Source organism: Streptomyces sp. NPDC027189 (assembly GCF_055566975.1).
Window position 1 is genome coordinate 49,164 of the sequence record NZ_JBVHRI010000007.1, and the last position, 15,140, is coordinate 64,303.

Sequence of the window (15,140 nt, forward strand, 5' to 3'; positions counted from 1 at the left end):
GCATGTTTTGATCGGTCACTGTTCTGCACCACGGAGGATGGGGGACCGATGCACGACAGTGAACTCCTCGCGGACCGGTTCGAAGAGCGCCGCGGCCACTTGAGAGCGGTGGCCTACCGAATGCTCGGCTCGCTGAGCGAGGCGGACGACGCCGTCCAGGAGGCCTGGCTGAAGCTCAGCCGCACCGACGCCGACGAGGTCAGGAACCTCGGGGGCTGGCTGACCACCGTGGTCGGCCGGGTGTGCCTGGACATGCTGCGCTCGCGCGCGTCACGCCGCGAGGAGCCCATGGACGCCTTCGTCCCCGACCCGGTCGTCAGTCCCCTGGCCCGGATCGACCCCGAGCAGGAGGTGCTGCTGGCCGACTCGGTCGGGATCGCGCTCCTCGTGGTCCTGGAGACGCTGGAGCCCGCCGAGCGGCTCGCGTTCGTCCTGCACGACATGTTCGCGGTGCCCTTCGACGACATCGCGCCCGTTGTCGGCCGTTCCTCCGCCGCGACCCGCCAGCTCGCCAGTCGGGCCCGCCGCCGGGTGCAGGGAGCCGCTCCGGAGCCCGAGCGCGACGTCACCCGGCAGAAGCAGGTCCTCGACGCCTTCCTCGCGGCCTCCCGCGGCGGGGACTTCGAGGCCCTCGTCTCCGTCCTTGACCCCGACGTCGTGCTGCGCGCCGACTCCGGCCCGCTCGTCGGCGGAGCGGCCGCCTCCAAGGTGGTCCGTGGCGCTGGGGCCGTCGCTCGACAGGCGCTCACCTTCGCGCGGTTCGCGGCGTCCTCGCGGCTCGTGCTGGTCAACGGCGAGGTGGGCGTCGTCGCGACCATCGACGGACAGCCGATGTCGGTCATGGGCGTCACCGTCGCGGAGGGGAAGATCGTCGCCCTGCACATCCTGGCCGACCCCGAGCGGCTCGCGCGGCTCGACCTCGGGGAGCTGGGCGACTGACCTTCAGCCGGTGAAGGGCCCCCGCCCCAGCTGGTCCCGCACCGGCACCACCGGCGGGCTGACGACACCCCTGCGCTGCCAGTTCGCACCGTCCACCACCAGAGTGTGGCCGGTGATGAATCGGGCGTAGGGGGACGCCAGAAAGGTGGCGGCCCAGCCGAGTTCGCGCGGCGCGCCGACCCGGAGGGCGGGCTGGCGGGCGTTGTGCGCGTCGGTCCGGTCCAGATGGCCGCGGATGTCGTCGGTCATCTCCTCGTGCGGCATCAGCCCGGGCACCAGCGCATTGACCTGGATGCCGTGCGGCCCCCACTCCACGGCCAGCGTCCGGACCAGGTTCTGCACCCCCGCCTTGGCCGCCGCGCTGTGCGCGAAACCGGGGCCGCCCGTCCAGGCGTACGACGCGCCGACGTCGATGATCGAAGCGGGCGTGCCCGCGGCGAGATGACGTCGGCCGAACTCGCGGGTCATCAGGAACGTCCCGGTGAGCGTGATGTCGACGACCGCCCGCCAGGCGTTCGGGGACATGTCCTCGGCGGGGACGGGGAAGTTCGCGGCCGCATTGTTGACCAGCACATCGGGCAGTGCGAAGCCGTCGAAGACCTCGGCGATCCGCTCCGGGTCCCGTACGTCGCACACGGCGGTGGTCACCCGCGTGCCCAGCTTCGCCAACTCCTGCTGCGCAGGGGCGAGATGCTCCTCGCGGCGACTGACGATCACCAGATCGGCCCCCAGCCGGGCGAACTCCGCCGCGATCGCCTTGCCGAGTCCGGTGCCGCCGCCGGTGATCAGCACGAGCGAGCCGTCGTACGTCCCGGGCGGCAGCGCACTCGCACCCAGCGGGGGAGGGCTGGGGAGGCCGGGGAGAGGTGTGTCATCCATGGCGGCCTCGATACCCGGTGTGCCTCCAAATCTCCAGAGGTGGCGCGGGAGTCAACGACACCGGGCATCGTCCAGTGCCGCCGGCCAATCCAGCGGCCGCCGGCCGGGCCACACGGCGCGCTCGGGCGGGCGGGGTGAGCCGGCCGGTAAGACGGACGAAGCCGCCCACCTGGATCCCCCGTGGTGAGCGGCTCGTGACCGGGTGTTCAGAGATCAGAATCGGCGGCGGCAACGTAAGCGTCCTGGGCCACTGGACGACACCGGCCTGGGCCGGCGGCGGGATTCGAACCCGCGTTGCTCTCTTGACAGGAGAAGTAGCCGCAACCTGCGCACCTGAACAGCGTTCACCCTAGCGGCGGCAGCCGTGGCGAGCACCCCATTTATGCCGCGGTGATGACGCCCCGCTCCGTCCGCAGCTCTCCCGCCACGCCACCTCTGGATCGCTCTTCAAGCAGACGCCGGAGACGGCAAGGATCACCTCGATAATGGTGCAGACCAATGCGTCGGCCCAGTTCAGACCGCCCCTCCCGGCTCAGTACGCTGGGGTCATGCAAGAAGACAGCGGAACAGTCCAGGGCCGGCTCCTCGATCTGCGGGCCGACTGCGGATCGTGCTTCGGGCTGTGCTGTGTCGCTCTGCCCTTCGCACGCTCGGCGGACTTCGCCATCGACAAGGACGCCGGGAAGCCCTGCCCGAACCTGCGGATCGACTTCCGGTGCGGCATCCACACGCGGCTGCGGCAGGAGGGCTTCACGGGCTGCACGGTGTACGACTGCTTCGGCGCCGGGCAGAAGGTCTCCCAGGTCACCTTCGGCGGTGCGGACTGGCGCTCGGGCTCGCGAGAGCACGCCCGGCAGATGTTCGACGTGTTCCCAGTCGTCCGTCAGCTGCACGAGCTGCTCTGGTACCTCAACGAGGCGCTGACGCTTCCCGCCGCCCGCCCGGTGCACGCCGATGTCCGCCGCGCCCTCGATACTACGGATCGGCTCACCCGCCAAACCCCCGAAGAGCTCGCGGAGTTGGACGTGGCCGCGCACCGGCAGGAGGTCAACGTTCTGCTGCTGCGGACCAGCGAACTCGTGCGCGCGGGAGCCGGGCGCGGAAAGAAGGGCCGCCCCAAGGACCGCCGCGGCGCCGACCTCATGGGCGCCCGTCTCAAGGGAGCCGACCTGCGCGGCGCCAACCTGCGCGGCGCCTACCTCATCGCCGCCGATCTCACCGGCGCCGATCTGCGGGGCGCGGACCTGATCGGCGCAGACCTGCGCGACACCGACCTCACGGACGCCGATCTGACCGGCGCCTTCTTCCTGACCCAGCCCCAGCTGAACGCGGCCCGGGGGAGCGCCGGCACCAGGCTGCCGGAGTCAGTCACCCGTCCGGGCCACTGGGCGGGCCGGCACTGAGTCCGGTGTGGGCACGCGCCGTTCGAGGTGCAGGCGCAGTCCCTCCGGCATCAGCGTCAGCCGCTCGGTCACCCGCAGCCGGTAGTCCGGGTCGGCCCGCAGCTCATAGCGGCGCAGCAACAGCCCGAGGACCAGCGTCGCCTCGTGCAGCGCGAACTGGCGCCCGATGCAGGCCCGCGCCCCGGTGCCGAACGGCTTGAACGTGTGCGCGGGCCGGGCCCGTACCGCCTTCGCGTCGAAGCGGTCGGGGTCGAATTTCTCGGCATCGGCGCCCCACACCTCCGGATCACGGTGCAGCATCGCCGTCAGGACCAGCGCCCAGGCGCCCTGGCGCATGGGGTGGATGCCGCCCAGCACCGTGTCCTGCCGGGCCTCGCGCGCGAAGGCCGGCGCCGTCGGCCACAGGCGCAGCGACTCGTCGAGGACCCGGCGGACATAGCGCAGCTTGGCGACCTGGTCGTAGCCGGGCCGGTCCGTGTCGCCCCAGACGCGCTCGACCTCGGCCCGGGCGCGCTCGGCGACGTCCGGGTGCCGGGAGAGGTAGTGCAGGGCGAAGGAGAGCGCCCCGGACGTGGTTTCGTGGCCGGCGATCAGGAAGGTGATGACCTGGCGGCGGATGTTCTCCGGCGCCAGTCGTTCCCCGGTCTCCGGGTGGGCGGTCTCCAGCATCCGGTCGAGCAAGTCCCCGTCCCCGCTTGAGGATTGGCGGGACCGCACCACCGCGTCGACCGTGCGATTGAGATACGCCATGTCCGACTCGTTGCGGCGGGAGGCGCCGCGCATGAGCAGGGGGGCCAGCGGCGCGGGCACGGCATTGAGGCGCTGCGCGTACGTCAGGGTGCCCACCATCGCGTTCACGAAGGGATGAGGCCGGGAGCGCTCGAAGGAACCGAAGTCGTGCCCGAAGCCGGTCCGGGCGATCGTCTCCAGCGTCAGCTTCGTCATGTCGCCGGCCACGTCCACGCTGCGTCCCGCCGCCTGCTCCCGGTCCCAGCGGTCGGTCAGCCGCTCGGTCACGGCCAGCATCATCGGGTGGTAGCCCTCCATCGCCTCTCGGCTGAAGCCGGGGGCCAGGACGTCGTGCGCCAGCTGCCAGTTGGGCTCGTGGTTGTACGCCGTGAACAGGCCGTCGCCGGCCACCGGCCGGAGATTGGCGACCCCCAGTCCCACATGCTTCGCGAACCGCGCCTCGTCCGCCAGCTCGGCCGCGAGATCCGCGCCCCATACGAAGACGATCTCCTTGTCGAAGGCCTTGCGGCGGAAGATCGGCCCGAGCAGGCGGCCGAAGCGCATCGAGTCCTGGAGCGGCGAACGGACGCCGGCGCCGAGCACATCGCCGATCAGCGGGACACGACGCGGTGGATGCGGAATGCGGTGCAGCTCCGGCCACCCCAGCTCCGCGCTGCGGAACCCCTTGGGCTGTACGGCCCCCGTCGTCTCCGCCATGACGCCGTCTCCTTCGTGCCTGGGCAGGTCGAATCTGTTGTACGCGGGTTCAATAACGGATTTCAGTCTCGTCCCGTTGTTGAACCGACGTCAAGTAAAGTGCGGGCATGGCCGGGAAACAGGGGGAGCGCCCGCGTCGGCGGCTCAGCACCGAGGAGCGCAGGGAACAGCTCCTGTCGGTCGGGGCCTGCCTGTTCTCGGAGAGCCCGTACGACGACGTATGGATAGAGCAGGTCGCCGAGATCGCCGGAGTCTCGCGCGGGCTGCTGTACCACTACTTCCCGACGAAACGGGACTTCTTCGCCGCCGTCGTCGAGCGCGAGAGCAAGCGGATGCTGCGGATGACCGCGGCCGTGCCCGGAATTCCGGTCCGCGAGCAGCTCGGCGCGGGCCTCGACACCTTCCTCGGATACGTCGAGGAGCACGCGCACGGCTTCCGCGCCTTCCATCGCGCCGACGCGGCGGGAGACCAGGCTGTACGCAAGGTCTACCAGCAGGCGCTGGCCGCACAGGAGCGGCAGATCCTCGAGGCGCTCGCCGCGGACCCCGAGCTCGGCTGGGCGCCGGAGGACCGCCCCGACCTCCGGATCGCCGTCCGGGGGTGGCTGGCCTTCACCACGGCCGTGTGCCTGGAGTGGCTCAGGGGGGCGGAGCTGACCCGGGAGCAGGTGCGCGATCTGTGCGCGCGGGCGCTGCTGGGCGCGATCACACCCTGAATCGGCTCCCGCTCGGCGGGCTCGCAGGTTGGACAGGGTGCTCACAGGGTGGCGAGGCGTGGTTGGCGTACCCCCGGATCTTCGATAGGTTAGGCAAGCCTTACCTAAGGAGGAATCTGATGGGTGACCGTCACACCTGGACGGCCGCGCCCGCCGCGGCGGAACGCGCCCGCTCGGTACTCGCCGCGGCATGGTCCTGCGCGGTGACCGCCGAGGGCGGCCGGGAGGAGCTCGTCGGCGCGCACACCGTCGCCGCGGACGGCCGGGTGCTCCTGCATGTGCCGGAGGACAGTGTGCTGCTCACGGCGGCGATCTGCGCGCCGCGTGGCGAGCCGTCCGCCGTCCTCGAGTTCGCCGATGTCGCGCCCGTTCCGCTGCGCAACCGGATCCGCGCCCGGCTGTGGCTCGCCGGCTGGTTCGCCCCCGAGGACGGACACCTGGCATTCCGGCCGACGCGGGCGGTGCTGCGCCAAGCGTCCGGGACGGTCGTGCTCGACCTCGACGAGTTCGCCGACGCCCGGCCCGACCCGCTCGCGACGGCCGAGGCCAAGCTGCTGACCCACCTCGCCGACGCCCACCCGGACGCCGTCGAGCGGCTCACCCGCCTCGTCGAACCCGACAGCCTGCACGGTGTGGTGCGCGTCCAGCCGCTCGCCGTCGACCGCCACGGCCTCACCCTGCGCATCGAACGGGCGCGCGGCAACGGTGACGTACGCCTGCCCTTCCACGCACCCGCCGACGATGTCGCCGAGCTCACGGAACGCATGCACGTCCTGCTCGCGCAGGCCGCGGCGGCCACCTGCCCCCGCGCCCTACAGCGGCAGCGCACAGACGGCGACGGGTGAGGCGAACGGCTCGCCCGCGAGCCGGAGTTCGCCGCGCTTGCCGTCCACATGGAAGACGCTGACCGTGCCCGACTTCTGGTTGGCGGCGAACAGCAGCCGCCCGTCCGGCGAGAACGCGATGTGGCGCGGGAAGTCGCCGCCCACCGGCACGGTGTCCAGGAGCCTCAGACGGGCCCCGTCCGCCTCGATCGCGTAGCGCGTGAGGCTGTTGTGGCCGCGGTTGGCGAGGTAGGCGTACGACCCGTTCGACGTCACCACGATCTGTGCGGGGTAACTCGTGCCCGCGCCCGTACCCGTGGACTGCGCCTCACCCGGCGTGAGGCGCCCGGTCGCCGGGTCGTAGGCGCAGACCGCCACGGTGTTGTCGACCTCGTTGGCGAGGTAGGCGTAGCGGCCGCCGGGGTGGAACGTGAGATGGCGCGGGCCCGCGCCCGGCCGGGTATGCGCCTGGGAGACCTCGGTGAGCGTGCCCTTGGACCGGTCGAGGCGGTAGCTGTAGACCGTGTCGGTGCCGAGGTCGACGGCGAGCACATGGCCGCCGTCGGGGCTGGTGATGGCCTGGTGGGCGTGCGGGCCCTGTTGGCCCGGGCCGGGCGCCGGACTGGAGTGCGTGACCAGATCGGTGCGCTCGCCGAGCGCGCCCGAAGCGTCGATGGGGTGCACGGCGACGCTGCCCGAGCCGTAGTTCGCGCTCAGCAGCCAACGCCCGCTCGGATGCACGGACAGATGGCAGGGCGCCGCGCCACCGGTGCCGCGCGTGCCGAGCACCTTGTTCTTCGGAAGCCGTACGGCCGTCACACCGCCCTCCTCCCGCTCATTGACGGCGTACAGCGTGCGGCCGTCCGGGTGCAGCGCGAGATACGACGGGTCGCCGACGCCCGTGATGGTGCCGGCGGCGGTGATACGGCCCGTCGTGGCGTCGTAGGTGGCGAGGCCGATGCCGGTGCCGCCGCCGTCGACCGAGGTGTACGTGCCGAGGAAGAGCGGGCGTGGTCCGGAGCGGTGGGCGGGGGACGGGGAGGAACTGGCTGCCGGTGCTGGCGGTGCTGTCGGTGTCGTGGAGGCGACCGCGGGGTCCGTCCGGGGGGCGGCCGGTGCCGGGACCGTCGTCACCGCGACGGCTCCCGCCAGCGCCCCGACGAAGCGGCGCCTGGTCCAGCCGCCGCCCGGGCCTCGCGCCGGGTCTGCACCACTGCTCATGCCTGCACCTCGGGTGTCGGTTGCCTCAGCTGTGACAGCCACCATGACGTGCGACACCCGTGGAGTGCAAGAACGGCAACAGCCGTTGCGTACGGTGCAACGCCGGGTCGTCGACTACCAGTCACCGTCCTCGACCGGCTTGCCTGGCGCGTCCCCGAGCGGCTTCACCTGGTGGGGCGAGGGCTGCTGCCAGGGCTCGTGGTCGTCGCCGAGCCAGTCGCCGACCGGCTGCACCGAGCCCAGCGTGTCCGTCGGGGCCAGGTCGGTGGCGTCCTGGTCGTAGTAGTCGAACCAGGGGAGCCCGGCCCGGGTGTAGGCCGCGCGGTCCACCGGGGACGGCGGGGGCGTCTCGCCGGTGATACGGCGCCACTCCGGGGGCGTCACGAGATGGACGAACACACGCCCGGCCGGCTCCTTGGCCCAGGCCCGCAGCGGCCGGTCGTCCCGGTAGACCTCCTGGCGCATCGAACCGCCGACGCCGAGGCCCATCGCCGGAGCGCTCCGCGGGCGCCCCGCCGGAGCGCCCGCGGGGGACGGAGCGGCACCCGGCGCGGGCGGAGCGGCTGCCATGGGGAACGCGGTGCCGTAGCCCCCCACGGGCATGCGCGTCAGCTCCTCCGCCCTGCGGCGCTCCGCCTCGCGCCACGCGGCCAGCTCCCCGTCGTTGAGCGGGAAGGACTGCAGCTGTATGCCGCCCCACACCTCCTCGCCGGTGACCTGGCCCTCGACGGTGGCTCCCAGCCCCAGCGGCACCGCCACGAACTGGCGGACGGTTCCCTTCCCGGAGTTGATGCCGTCGAGCCATGGCTGGCGCGGCAGCACCACATAGTTCTGCGGGTGCCGGGTGAGCCGGGAACTCCACTTCTTGCCCGAGACCGCGCACACCTTGCCCACGCCGACCTGCAGGGCGGCCGGCTCCGACGTCCCGGCGAAACTCAGCCACATCGCCTCGCGCAGATACACGGGCAGCATCACACCACCGCGTGCCCGCCATTCGGAGGGCACCGTGTCCGCGTAGTCCTCGACGCGCCGGATCGGGAAGTCGCCGAGCCCCGGAGGCAGCGCGTGCGTGCCGGTCTCGGGCAGCCGCAGGGTCCGCTTGAACCGCACCTGCACCCCGCCCGGCAGCCGCAGTGTGTCTCCGTCGATCCGTACGGTGCCCTCGGTCATCCGCCCGCCCCCTCGTCGTATCGCTGTCTCGACGCCGTAGCCATGCCTCTACGTCGGACCACTTTCTCGGACCACTTCCTTGTACCGCTTCCTCACGTAGAACGACGAGGAGCAGCGCGGTGGTTCCGGTCGCGGCGCAGCCGATCCGGGAGGCGCAGGTGTTGGCGCAGGCGGGTGAGGCGCGGTCGGCGCTCGCGCTGTTCGCGGGTGGCGCGGTCCAGCTCCTCCAGGAGCCGGCGGGTGCGGTGCTCGGTGTCGAGCTCGTCGATGATGCGGTTGACCTCCGTCAGGACGGCGCCGTGCAGCTGCCACTGACGGGCGTCCCGCTGGATCTCTTCGAGGAAGAGCTGGGCGAGCTTGTCCCGGGTGGCGGCCGCCGTGGTGAGTTCCGCGCTGAGCCGTGCCTCGGCCGACGCGGCGCTCTGGCTCACATCGGTGGTCACCAGGACGGCGAAGCTGACGATGGCGTCCGCGACCTCGGACAGCAGCTGCTCCAGGGTGGCCCCGGCCTGCGTTTCGAACAGCGGCTGGGGTTCACGTTCCTTGGCGAGATCGGTGAGGCTGCGCGCGAGGACCCGCAGGACCACCGTGCAGATCTCCAGCGTGTCGAGTCCGGTGCGCAGCACGACCCGGGACAGCAAACCCTCGCGCACGCGTGGGTTGAGCTTGAGGCTGTCCTCGGCCTGCCGCAGCGCCGCGTCCACCGCGACGATGTCGTGGTCGAGCCGGCGCGCCTCGTGCAGCCGCTCGGCCGCCAGCTGGAAGGGGGTGCGGCCCGCGGCCTCCTCGCCGATCCGCAGCATCAACTGCCGCGTCCGGCGCGCCAGATCCTCGATGGACCGGCCGGCTTCGCTCACCCACACCGGAGGCGGGAACACGAGGTTGGCGCCGAGCCCCACGACGGCTCCGATCAGCGTTTCCACGACCCGTGCCCAAGCCGTGTCGCCCACCCTGGTGACACCGAGGACCAGCATGGCGCTGATCGCCACTTCGGGCACGAACTCGTCGACCCGTACGAGATGCCCGACCGCCAGCGAGGCGAGGATGATCAGCGCCAGACTCCACCAGGTCAGCCCCACGAGGATGCTGAAACCGATGGCGATGACGACGCCGGCCACCACGGAGTTCACGCGCCGGACACCGGTGGTGATCGTGGAGTAGAGCGTCACCTGCACGACCAGCAGCGCGGTGAGGGGCGCGGTGAGCGGCGCGGGCTCGGGACTGAGGTGCAGAGCGATGACGTACGCGATCGTCGCGGCGGCCGTCGACCTGACGGTCTGGACGACCACCGGCTCACGGTGTCGCTTCACGAGCTGGGCGACCGATGTCGCCCATTCCTCACGTACCTCTCGCATCCTTGGGCTTTTCCCGTTCCACAGGTGTACCGAACGTATTTATTGAGGACCGTATCTGTCCGCAAGCCGCCCTAGATTGTCCTCATCAGCCGATGGGCGCCGGGAGGGGACCAGGATGAACAACGTCGAGGGCATCGAATTGCTGACGCGGGCGCACGCCTACCTGCGCGAGGTGGTCGCGGCCGTGCCGGAGGAGGCGTGGGGTTCGCCGACACCGTGCAGTGAGTGGACGGTACGCCAGGTGCTCAACCACGCGCGACTCGATCAGCAGGCGTACGGCGCCGCGATCACCGGCGCCGGCTGGCCCGACTCCGACGCCTTCCGGCCGGCCGACCTGCTGGACGCCGACGCGCAGGCCGCGCTCGACAAGGTGCTGCGTGACGTCGCGGACACCTACGCGGCCCTGCCCGCCGACGCCGAGGAGGTGGCGACCCCCCTGGGGCCGCTGCCGCTGCCGCTGCGTCTCGCCGCCGCGGCAGGCGCCATGGACGCGGCCGTGCACGCCTGGGACATCGCCGTCGCCACGGGCCAGGACGCGCCGCTGGACAACGAGTTGGCCGAGGGCATCTGGGCCGCCGCCGAGCGGCTCGCCGATCATCTGCGCGACTCGTTCGGGGTGTTCGCCCCCGCGCGCGAGGTGTCCGAGGGCTACAGCCGAGCCGAGGCGCTGCTCGCCTTCCTCGGCCGGGACCCGCACTGGACGCCCACCGCGTCCTGAAGCCATCACTGGGAGCCTGGGGAAAACCGCAGTGCCCGTCGCGAGGTTTTCCCCAACCCCGATGGGAGGCCTGCCGGATGGTCCGCGGGAGCACCGCACGGGAGCCTTGGATCATGAAACGGCATCGGTCCGGATACGCCTTGTCCCTGCTCATCTGCCTCGGCACGTCCCTGGGCGGCGCGCCCCCGGCGTCGGCCACCGCGACGACCGACTACGCGACCGTGACGACCGACGACCAGGTCGTCGCGGCCCTCGAACGCGGCGCACACCCGCTGCGGACCGTGGAGCCGTACGGCGACACGAGCGATCTGCGCGCCCTCGACCGCATGATCGGCGACGCGCGCGTGGTGGGCCTCGGCGAGGCCACGCACAGTTCGCACGACTTCTTCGCCCTCAAGGACCGCGTCTTCCGCCATCTCGTCGAGGAGAAGGGCTTCCGCACTTTCGCCCTGGAGGGCTCCTGGAGCACCGGTCTGCGCCTCAACGACTACGTGCTGCACGGCAAGGGCGACCCGCGGCGCATCATGAGCGACGAGTTCCAGCGCGACTACTCGTGGTGGAACAACTCGGACTATCTGGCGCTCGTCTCGTGGATGCGCGCCTACAACGTCCAACACCCGCACGACCCCGTCCAGTTCATGGGCGACGACTTCGGTTGGGCCGGACCCGAGCTCTACGACAAGGTCACCGACTATGTGGCCCGCACCCACCCTGAGCTCTGCGCGGCCTTCACCGAGCTCTACCGCGGCCTGCGCCCCACCGTGGCGACGGGGCCATACATGGAGCAGTACTTCAACAAGCCTCTCGCCGAACGCAAGGAGATGGCGGTCAGGACGGGCGAGGCCCTGAAGCTGCTGAAGCAACAGCCTTCAGGCACCGACCAGGAGGCGTACGACTGGGCGGTCCAGCATGCGACGGCCATCGACCAGACCGCCCGCGGATACGCCTTCGACTTCGAGGACCGGACGCAGATCGCCGCCGCCATGCGGTACCGCGACTCGCTGATGGCGGACAACGTCGCCTGGTGGCAGCGGCACACGGGCACCAAGGTCCTGCTCTCCGCGCACGACGCCCACGTCGGCTACGAGACGTACGACCCGGCCAATTACCCCAGGATGCAGGGCGCCTTCCTGCGGGACAGCCTCGGCTCGGCGTATGTGAGTGTGGGCCTCACCTTCGACCGCGGCTCGTTCAACGCCACAGGCCCGGACGGCAAGGTGCAGCGCTTCACCCTGGGGACCGCCGGCGCCGGCACGAACGAGCGCACCTTGGACCGTGTGCGATACCGCGACTACGTGCTCGACCTGCGCACGGTCGGATCACCGGCCCACGACTGGCTGAACGAGGCCCGGCCGACCCGCAGTATCGGCACCGACTACCCGGACGGGCCGTACGACATCGCGCTTGCCCCGAGCCACGACATCCTGATCCACCTTCATCGGGTGGAGGCGGCGCGGCTGCGGGACCGGTAACCGGCCACTTTCGCGAGATTGCCGCAGCGGTCCATGGAACACCAGCGGCGGCGCCGGGCCTGGGAGTCGTCCAGGAAGAGCAGCGAGCAGTCGGGGTTCTCGCACTCCTTGACCCTGGCCAGCAGAGGGCTTCCGAGCAGAAGGACCGCATCCCGGGCCACCGTCGCCAAGGCGGCAGGCCCGGGATCGGCGGCCGTCCAGCGCGGGGGCGGCTGAGGGCTCCCTTCCGGCTCGCCGAGCTGCGGAGCGAGGTCGGGACGGGCGGCGGCCTCGTTGACCTGCGCGACATCGGCCGGCTCCGGGGTGTCTCCGTCCATCGCGTCGCGTACGAGGCGGTAGACGGCCTCGCGCAGCGTGCGGGCGTGGGCCAGATCGCCCTCGGTGACCCGGACCGGCGCGTCGTCCGCCCCGGCGCGCAGACCCGCCTCGCCGATCCAGCGGGCGAGGGCGTCCGGGTCGGGGAGTCGTTCGAGGGGCGTACCGGTGTGGCGCTTGCCGAGCGTGGCGACGAAGTTCAGGCAAGGACGGCCGCCGATGAAAGGGAACGCCGGCATCGGGTCCGGGGCGGGGCTGGTCATGGTCCGAGCTTAGCGCTTGACACCGGTTCATGGGGTGTCGCATCGTGACACCAATTGAACCGGTGTCACCGTTCCAGTGGGTGGAGCGGTGCTCCGGCGTCGCCATGAGAGAGCGGGTACGGGTATGCGTGCGGTGCGGATCGACGAGTTCGGCGGGCCCGAGGTGCTGGTGCCGGTGGAGGTGCCCGATCCGGTGGTGGGACCCGGCCAGGTGCTGGTGAAGGTCGTGGCGGCGGGCGTGAACCGGGCGGACGCGCTGATCCGTGCCGGGGTGTACCACCGGGCCGGACGGCCGCCGCTGATACCGGGCGTCGAGGCGGCCGGAATCGTCGCCGCGGTGGGGGAGGGGGTGACCGGCATCAGAGTCGGGCAGCGGGTCATGGCCCTGGACAGCGTGAACGCCCCTGGCTTCTACGCCGAGTTGGCCGTCGTACCGGCCGGGCGGGTGACGGTCCTGCCGGACGGCGTGGATCTGACGGAGGCCGCCACCCTGCCGGTCGCCTGGCTCTCCGCCTGGTACTGCCTGCGCCATCTGGCCAAGGTGACCAAGGACGACACCGTGGTGGTGAAGGCCGCCGCGAGCGGGGTCGGCAGCGCGGCCGTGCAGATCGCCGCCGAGGCCGGCGCGCGGGTGGTCGCGGTCGCCGGTTCACCGGAGAAGACCGCCTGGGCCGCCGAATTGGGTGCCCACGTCACCCTCGACACCTCGGCGCACCCCGACGACGCGGAGGTCGAAGAGGTGCTGCGGCTGACCGAGGGGCGCGGCGCTGACGTCGTGCTCGACACCGTCGGCGGCCGCGCCTTCGGACGGAGCCTGCGTGAGATCGGGCACGGGGGGCGGGTGGTCGCCCTCGCCAATGTGGCGCTGGAGCCGAGCACCGTCGACACCCGCGACTTCTACCCTAAGAACGCGGCCGTCCTCGGCTTCCAGCTCACCAACCTGCAGATCCACGGCTACGACCCCCGAGCGGACCTGCGGGAGTTGGCCGAGCGGGTCGCGTCCGGCACATACCGCGTACCGGTCGAGACCGTGCTCCCGCTGGACCAGGCGCGCGCGGCCCACGAGCGTCTGGAGCGACGCGACAACCGGGGCAAGATCGTGCTTGCCATCGCGGAGAGTTGACAGGGCCGGGCGTCGAGAGTCGACACCGCAGGGCGCCCAGAGCCGACATCGCGAGGAGAGCTGTCGCCGCGCTCAGCCCTGAGCATCCGAGGGCGGCGCCGAGTGTGTGCTGTGGTCGGCGACCGCCGCGGCGAACTGCTGTTGCTGCGGCTCGGGCAGCGGGTCGCCGTTGACGCTGTTCACCAAGTCCTGGGCCACGTGGCGCAGTTTGGTGTTGGTGCGCTGGGAGACCGTGACCAGGACCTTCCAGGCGGCCTCGGCACTCAGGGCGAAGGTGGCCATCAGGACGCCGCGGGCCAGGTCGATGACGGGACGGGTCTGCATGGCCTGCCGCAGCTGGAGGAGTTCGATGCGCAGGTCCTGATCGGCATCGTCGTACTGCGCGTCCTCGTTCGTCCACGCGAACAGGGGATGCGTGTGAGTGAGGTCGAGCAGCCTCTCGACCGTGGCGCCGGTGGTGCGGATGGCGACGGTCTTGGCGTCCGCCAGCGCACGTCTGCGCATACGCAGCAGGACGTTGAGCCCGGAGCAGTCGCAGAACTCGACTCCGCTCAGGTCGAGATCCACGCCGCTGACGGAGCCGGCGAGGGCGTCGCGCAGGGCGCCCTGGAGCGTCTCTTCGGTGTCGATGTCGAGGTCGCCGGACACCACGACCAGCACGCGGTCGTCTGCCGGGTACGTTTCGATCTGCAGCCATGGCTGCGGACGCTCACTCGGCGAGGCGTCCGCCGCGCAGGAGGCAGCCTCCCCGGTCGTGGGGGAAAGCGCACGTTGTGACATCGCAGCCGCTCCCGAGGCATCAGCCCGTCTCCACCTCTTCCAGGCTCGGCCAAGCTGCGTCACCCGTCAAGCGATACATGAAATTTCTTTCACCCTTTTGTTTTCGTGAATGTCGCGCCATATTCTGGCTTCATGGGTGCAGTACCGGAGACACACACAGGCTGGACGTTCCTCACCAACCACGCGCGTGTGCTGGCGGCGATCGCCGAGGACCCCAACACCCGGATCCGCGACATGGCGGCGCGCTGCAGGCTGACCGAGCGTGCCGTCCAGAAGATCATTTCCGATCTGGAGCAGGAGGGCTATCTCTCCCACACCCGGCAGGGACGCTCCAACACCTACCGCATCGATCCAGGGGCCTTCCTCCGGCACCCCGCCGAAGCCGGTCTCACCGTGACGGACCTCCTCGCCGTCCTCGCCCGGTACGACGCGGAACGCGGCAAGCAGCCCCAGCAGTTGCAGACGGCGCCTCCCCAGGCGCGCAGGGCCCCATCCGATCGGTGAAGCCCGGCGGCG

Annotated in this window: 15 protein-coding genes and 1 tRNA gene; 8 read left to right on the top strand and 8 right to left on the bottom strand. The window is 71.3% G+C overall.

Going from position 1 to position 15,140, the window contains the following annotated elements; translation table 11 throughout:
• Window positions 1-48: 48 nt before the first annotated feature.
• Window positions 49-939, top strand: a complete 891-nt coding sequence (gene sigJ, locus ACZ4RZ_RS18715; protein ID WP_467745881.1) for an RNA polymerase sigma factor SigJ — start codon at window positions 49-51, stop codon at window positions 937-939.
• Window positions 940-942: 3 nt separating this feature from the next.
• On the opposite strand, the gene ACZ4RZ_RS18720 is transcribed toward sigJ, so the two are convergent.
• Both ACZ4RZ_RS18720 and ACZ4RZ_RS18725 read right to left on the bottom strand, forming a co-directional pair.
• Window positions 943-1,818: an SDR family oxidoreductase gene (locus ACZ4RZ_RS18720; protein WP_467745883.1), complete on the bottom strand. Its 876-nt coding sequence runs from the start codon at window positions 1,816-1,818 to the stop codon at window positions 943-945.
• A 268-nt stretch (window positions 1,819-2,086) separates the two neighbouring features.
• Window positions 2,087-2,175: transfer RNA gene (locus ACZ4RZ_RS18725), tRNA-Asp, on the bottom strand.
• A gap of 191 nt (window positions 2,176-2,366) precedes the next feature.
• On the opposite strand from ACZ4RZ_RS18725, the gene ACZ4RZ_RS18730 reads away from it, so the two are divergent.
• Window positions 2,367-3,221, top strand: coding sequence for a pentapeptide repeat-containing protein (locus tag ACZ4RZ_RS18730; RefSeq protein WP_467745884.1), 855 nt, complete (start codon window positions 2,367-2,369; stop codon window positions 3,219-3,221).
• On the opposite strand, the gene ACZ4RZ_RS18735 is transcribed toward ACZ4RZ_RS18730, so the two are convergent.
• Window positions 3,183-4,667, bottom strand: coding sequence for a cytochrome P450 (locus tag ACZ4RZ_RS18735; RefSeq protein ID WP_467745886.1), 1,485 nt, complete (start codon window positions 4,665-4,667; stop codon window positions 3,183-3,185). The genes ACZ4RZ_RS18730 and ACZ4RZ_RS18735 overlap by 39 nt on opposite strands.
• Window positions 4,668-4,774: 107 nt before the next feature.
• On the opposite strand from ACZ4RZ_RS18735, the gene ACZ4RZ_RS18740 reads away from it, so the two are divergent.
• Complete coding sequence (locus ACZ4RZ_RS18740; RefSeq protein WP_467745887.1) at window positions 4,775-5,383, top strand: TetR/AcrR family transcriptional regulator; 609 nt, start codon at window positions 4,775-4,777, stop codon at window positions 5,381-5,383.
• A 119-nt stretch (window positions 5,384-5,502) separates the two neighbouring features.
• Complete coding sequence (locus ACZ4RZ_RS18745) at window positions 5,503-6,228, top strand: DUF2470 domain-containing protein (protein WP_467745889.1); 726 nt, start codon at window positions 5,503-5,505, stop codon at window positions 6,226-6,228.
• On the opposite strand, the gene ACZ4RZ_RS18750 is transcribed toward ACZ4RZ_RS18745, so the two are convergent.
• The 3 genes from ACZ4RZ_RS18750 to ACZ4RZ_RS18760 all read right to left on the bottom strand — a co-directional run bounded on the left by ACZ4RZ_RS18750 (window position 6,196) and on the right by ACZ4RZ_RS18760 (window position 9,953).
• Window positions 6,196-7,428, bottom strand: coding sequence for a lactonase family protein (locus ACZ4RZ_RS18750; RefSeq protein WP_467745890.1), 1,233 nt, complete (start codon window positions 7,426-7,428; stop codon window positions 6,196-6,198). The genes ACZ4RZ_RS18745 and ACZ4RZ_RS18750 overlap by 33 nt on opposite strands.
• A 114-nt stretch (window positions 7,429-7,542) precedes the next feature.
• The gene (locus ACZ4RZ_RS18755; protein ID WP_467745892.1) at window positions 7,543-8,598 is read right to left on the bottom strand and encodes a hypothetical protein; all 1,056 of its coding nucleotides are present in this window, start codon (window positions 8,596-8,598) and stop codon (window positions 7,543-7,545) included.
• A gap of 92 nt (window positions 8,599-8,690) precedes the next feature.
• Window positions 8,691-9,953, bottom strand: a complete 1,263-nt coding sequence (locus ACZ4RZ_RS18760; protein WP_467745894.1) for an FUSC family protein — start codon at window positions 9,951-9,953, stop codon at window positions 8,691-8,693.
• Window positions 9,954-10,068: 115 nt separating this feature from the next.
• Here ACZ4RZ_RS18760 and ACZ4RZ_RS18765 point away from each other — a divergent pair, with 115 nt between their 5' ends.
• Both ACZ4RZ_RS18765 and ACZ4RZ_RS18770 read left to right on the top strand, forming a co-directional pair.
• Window positions 10,069-10,671 carry a TIGR03086 family metal-binding protein gene (locus ACZ4RZ_RS18765; protein ID WP_467745896.1) on the top strand — a complete coding sequence of 201 codons (603 nt, stop codon included), beginning with the start codon at window positions 10,069-10,071 and terminating at the stop codon, window positions 10,669-10,671.
• A gap of 113 nt (window positions 10,672-10,784) precedes the next feature.
• The gene (locus tag ACZ4RZ_RS18770) at window positions 10,785-12,143 is read left to right on the top strand and encodes an erythromycin esterase family protein (RefSeq protein WP_467745897.1); all 1,359 of its coding nucleotides are present in this window, start codon (window positions 10,785-10,787) and stop codon (window positions 12,141-12,143) included.
• On the opposite strand, the gene ACZ4RZ_RS18775 is transcribed toward ACZ4RZ_RS18770, so the two are convergent.
• Window positions 12,107-12,721, bottom strand: coding sequence for a CGNR zinc finger domain-containing protein (locus ACZ4RZ_RS18775; RefSeq protein ID WP_467745899.1), 615 nt, complete (start codon window positions 12,719-12,721; stop codon window positions 12,107-12,109). The two genes, ACZ4RZ_RS18770 and ACZ4RZ_RS18775, sit on opposite strands and share 37 nt — an antisense overlap.
• Window positions 12,722-12,845: 124 nt before the next feature.
• Between ACZ4RZ_RS18775 and ACZ4RZ_RS18780 the strand changes: the two genes are divergently transcribed.
• On the top strand, window positions 12,846-13,844 hold the full coding sequence (locus ACZ4RZ_RS18780; RefSeq protein ID WP_467745901.1) for a quinone oxidoreductase family protein: 999 nt from the start codon (window positions 12,846-12,848) through the stop codon (window positions 13,842-13,844).
• 72 nt (window positions 13,845-13,916) lie between these two features.
• On the opposite strand, the gene ACZ4RZ_RS18785 is transcribed toward ACZ4RZ_RS18780, so the two are convergent.
• Window positions 13,917-14,624, bottom strand: coding sequence for an ANTAR domain-containing protein (locus ACZ4RZ_RS18785; protein WP_467745903.1), 708 nt, complete (start codon window positions 14,622-14,624; stop codon window positions 13,917-13,919).
• Window positions 14,625-14,756: 132 nt separating this feature from the next.
• Between ACZ4RZ_RS18785 and ACZ4RZ_RS18790 the strand changes: the two genes are divergently transcribed.
• Window positions 14,757-15,128, top strand: a complete 372-nt coding sequence (locus ACZ4RZ_RS18790; protein ID WP_467745904.1) for a helix-turn-helix transcriptional regulator — start codon at window positions 14,757-14,759, stop codon at window positions 15,126-15,128.
• Window positions 15,129-15,140: the final 12 nt, after the last annotated feature.

Coding starts and splice junctions, on each gene's coding strand:
- ACZ4RZ_RS18750 (WP_467745890.1), bottom strand. CDS start 7,428: ATGAGCAGTGGTGCAGACCCGGCGCGAGGCCCGGGCGGCGGCTGGACC.
- ACZ4RZ_RS18765 (WP_467745896.1), top strand. CDS start 10,069: ATGAACAACGTCGAGGGCATCGAATTGCTGACGCGGGCGCACGCCTAC.
- ACZ4RZ_RS18775 (WP_467745899.1), bottom strand. CDS start 12,721: ATGACCAGCCCCGCCCCGGACCCGATGCCGGCGTTCCCTTTCATCGGC.
- ACZ4RZ_RS18745 (WP_467745889.1), top strand. CDS start 5,503: ATGGGTGACCGTCACACCTGGACGGCCGCGCCCGCCGCGGCGGAACGC.
- ACZ4RZ_RS18790 (WP_467745904.1), top strand. CDS start 14,757: ATGGGTGCAGTACCGGAGACACACACAGGCTGGACGTTCCTCACCAAC.
- ACZ4RZ_RS18770 (WP_467745897.1), top strand. CDS start 10,785: ATGAAACGGCATCGGTCCGGATACGCCTTGTCCCTGCTCATCTGCCTC.
- ACZ4RZ_RS18755 (WP_467745892.1), bottom strand. CDS start 8,598: ATGACCGAGGGCACCGTACGGATCGACGGAGACACACTGCGGCTGCCG.
- ACZ4RZ_RS18760 (WP_467745894.1), bottom strand. CDS start 9,953: ATGCGAGAGGTACGTGAGGAATGGGCGACATCGGTCGCCCAGCTCGTG.
- ACZ4RZ_RS18780 (WP_467745901.1), top strand. CDS start 12,846: ATGCGTGCGGTGCGGATCGACGAGTTCGGCGGGCCCGAGGTGCTGGTG.
- sigJ (WP_467745881.1), top strand. CDS start 49: ATGCACGACAGTGAACTCCTCGCGGACCGGTTCGAAGAGCGCCGCGGC.
- ACZ4RZ_RS18735 (WP_467745886.1), bottom strand. CDS start 4,667: ATGGCGGAGACGACGGGGGCCGTACAGCCCAAGGGGTTCCGCAGCGCG.
- ACZ4RZ_RS18785 (WP_467745903.1), bottom strand. CDS start 14,624: ATGTCACAACGTGCGCTTTCCCCCACGACCGGGGAGGCTGCCTCCTGC.
- ACZ4RZ_RS18740 (WP_467745887.1), top strand. CDS start 4,775: ATGGCCGGGAAACAGGGGGAGCGCCCGCGTCGGCGGCTCAGCACCGAG.
- ACZ4RZ_RS18720 (WP_467745883.1), bottom strand. CDS start 1,818: ATGGATGACACACCTCTCCCCGGCCTCCCCAGCCCTCCCCCGCTGGGT.
- ACZ4RZ_RS18730 (WP_467745884.1), top strand. CDS start 2,367: ATGCAAGAAGACAGCGGAACAGTCCAGGGCCGGCTCCTCGATCTGCGG.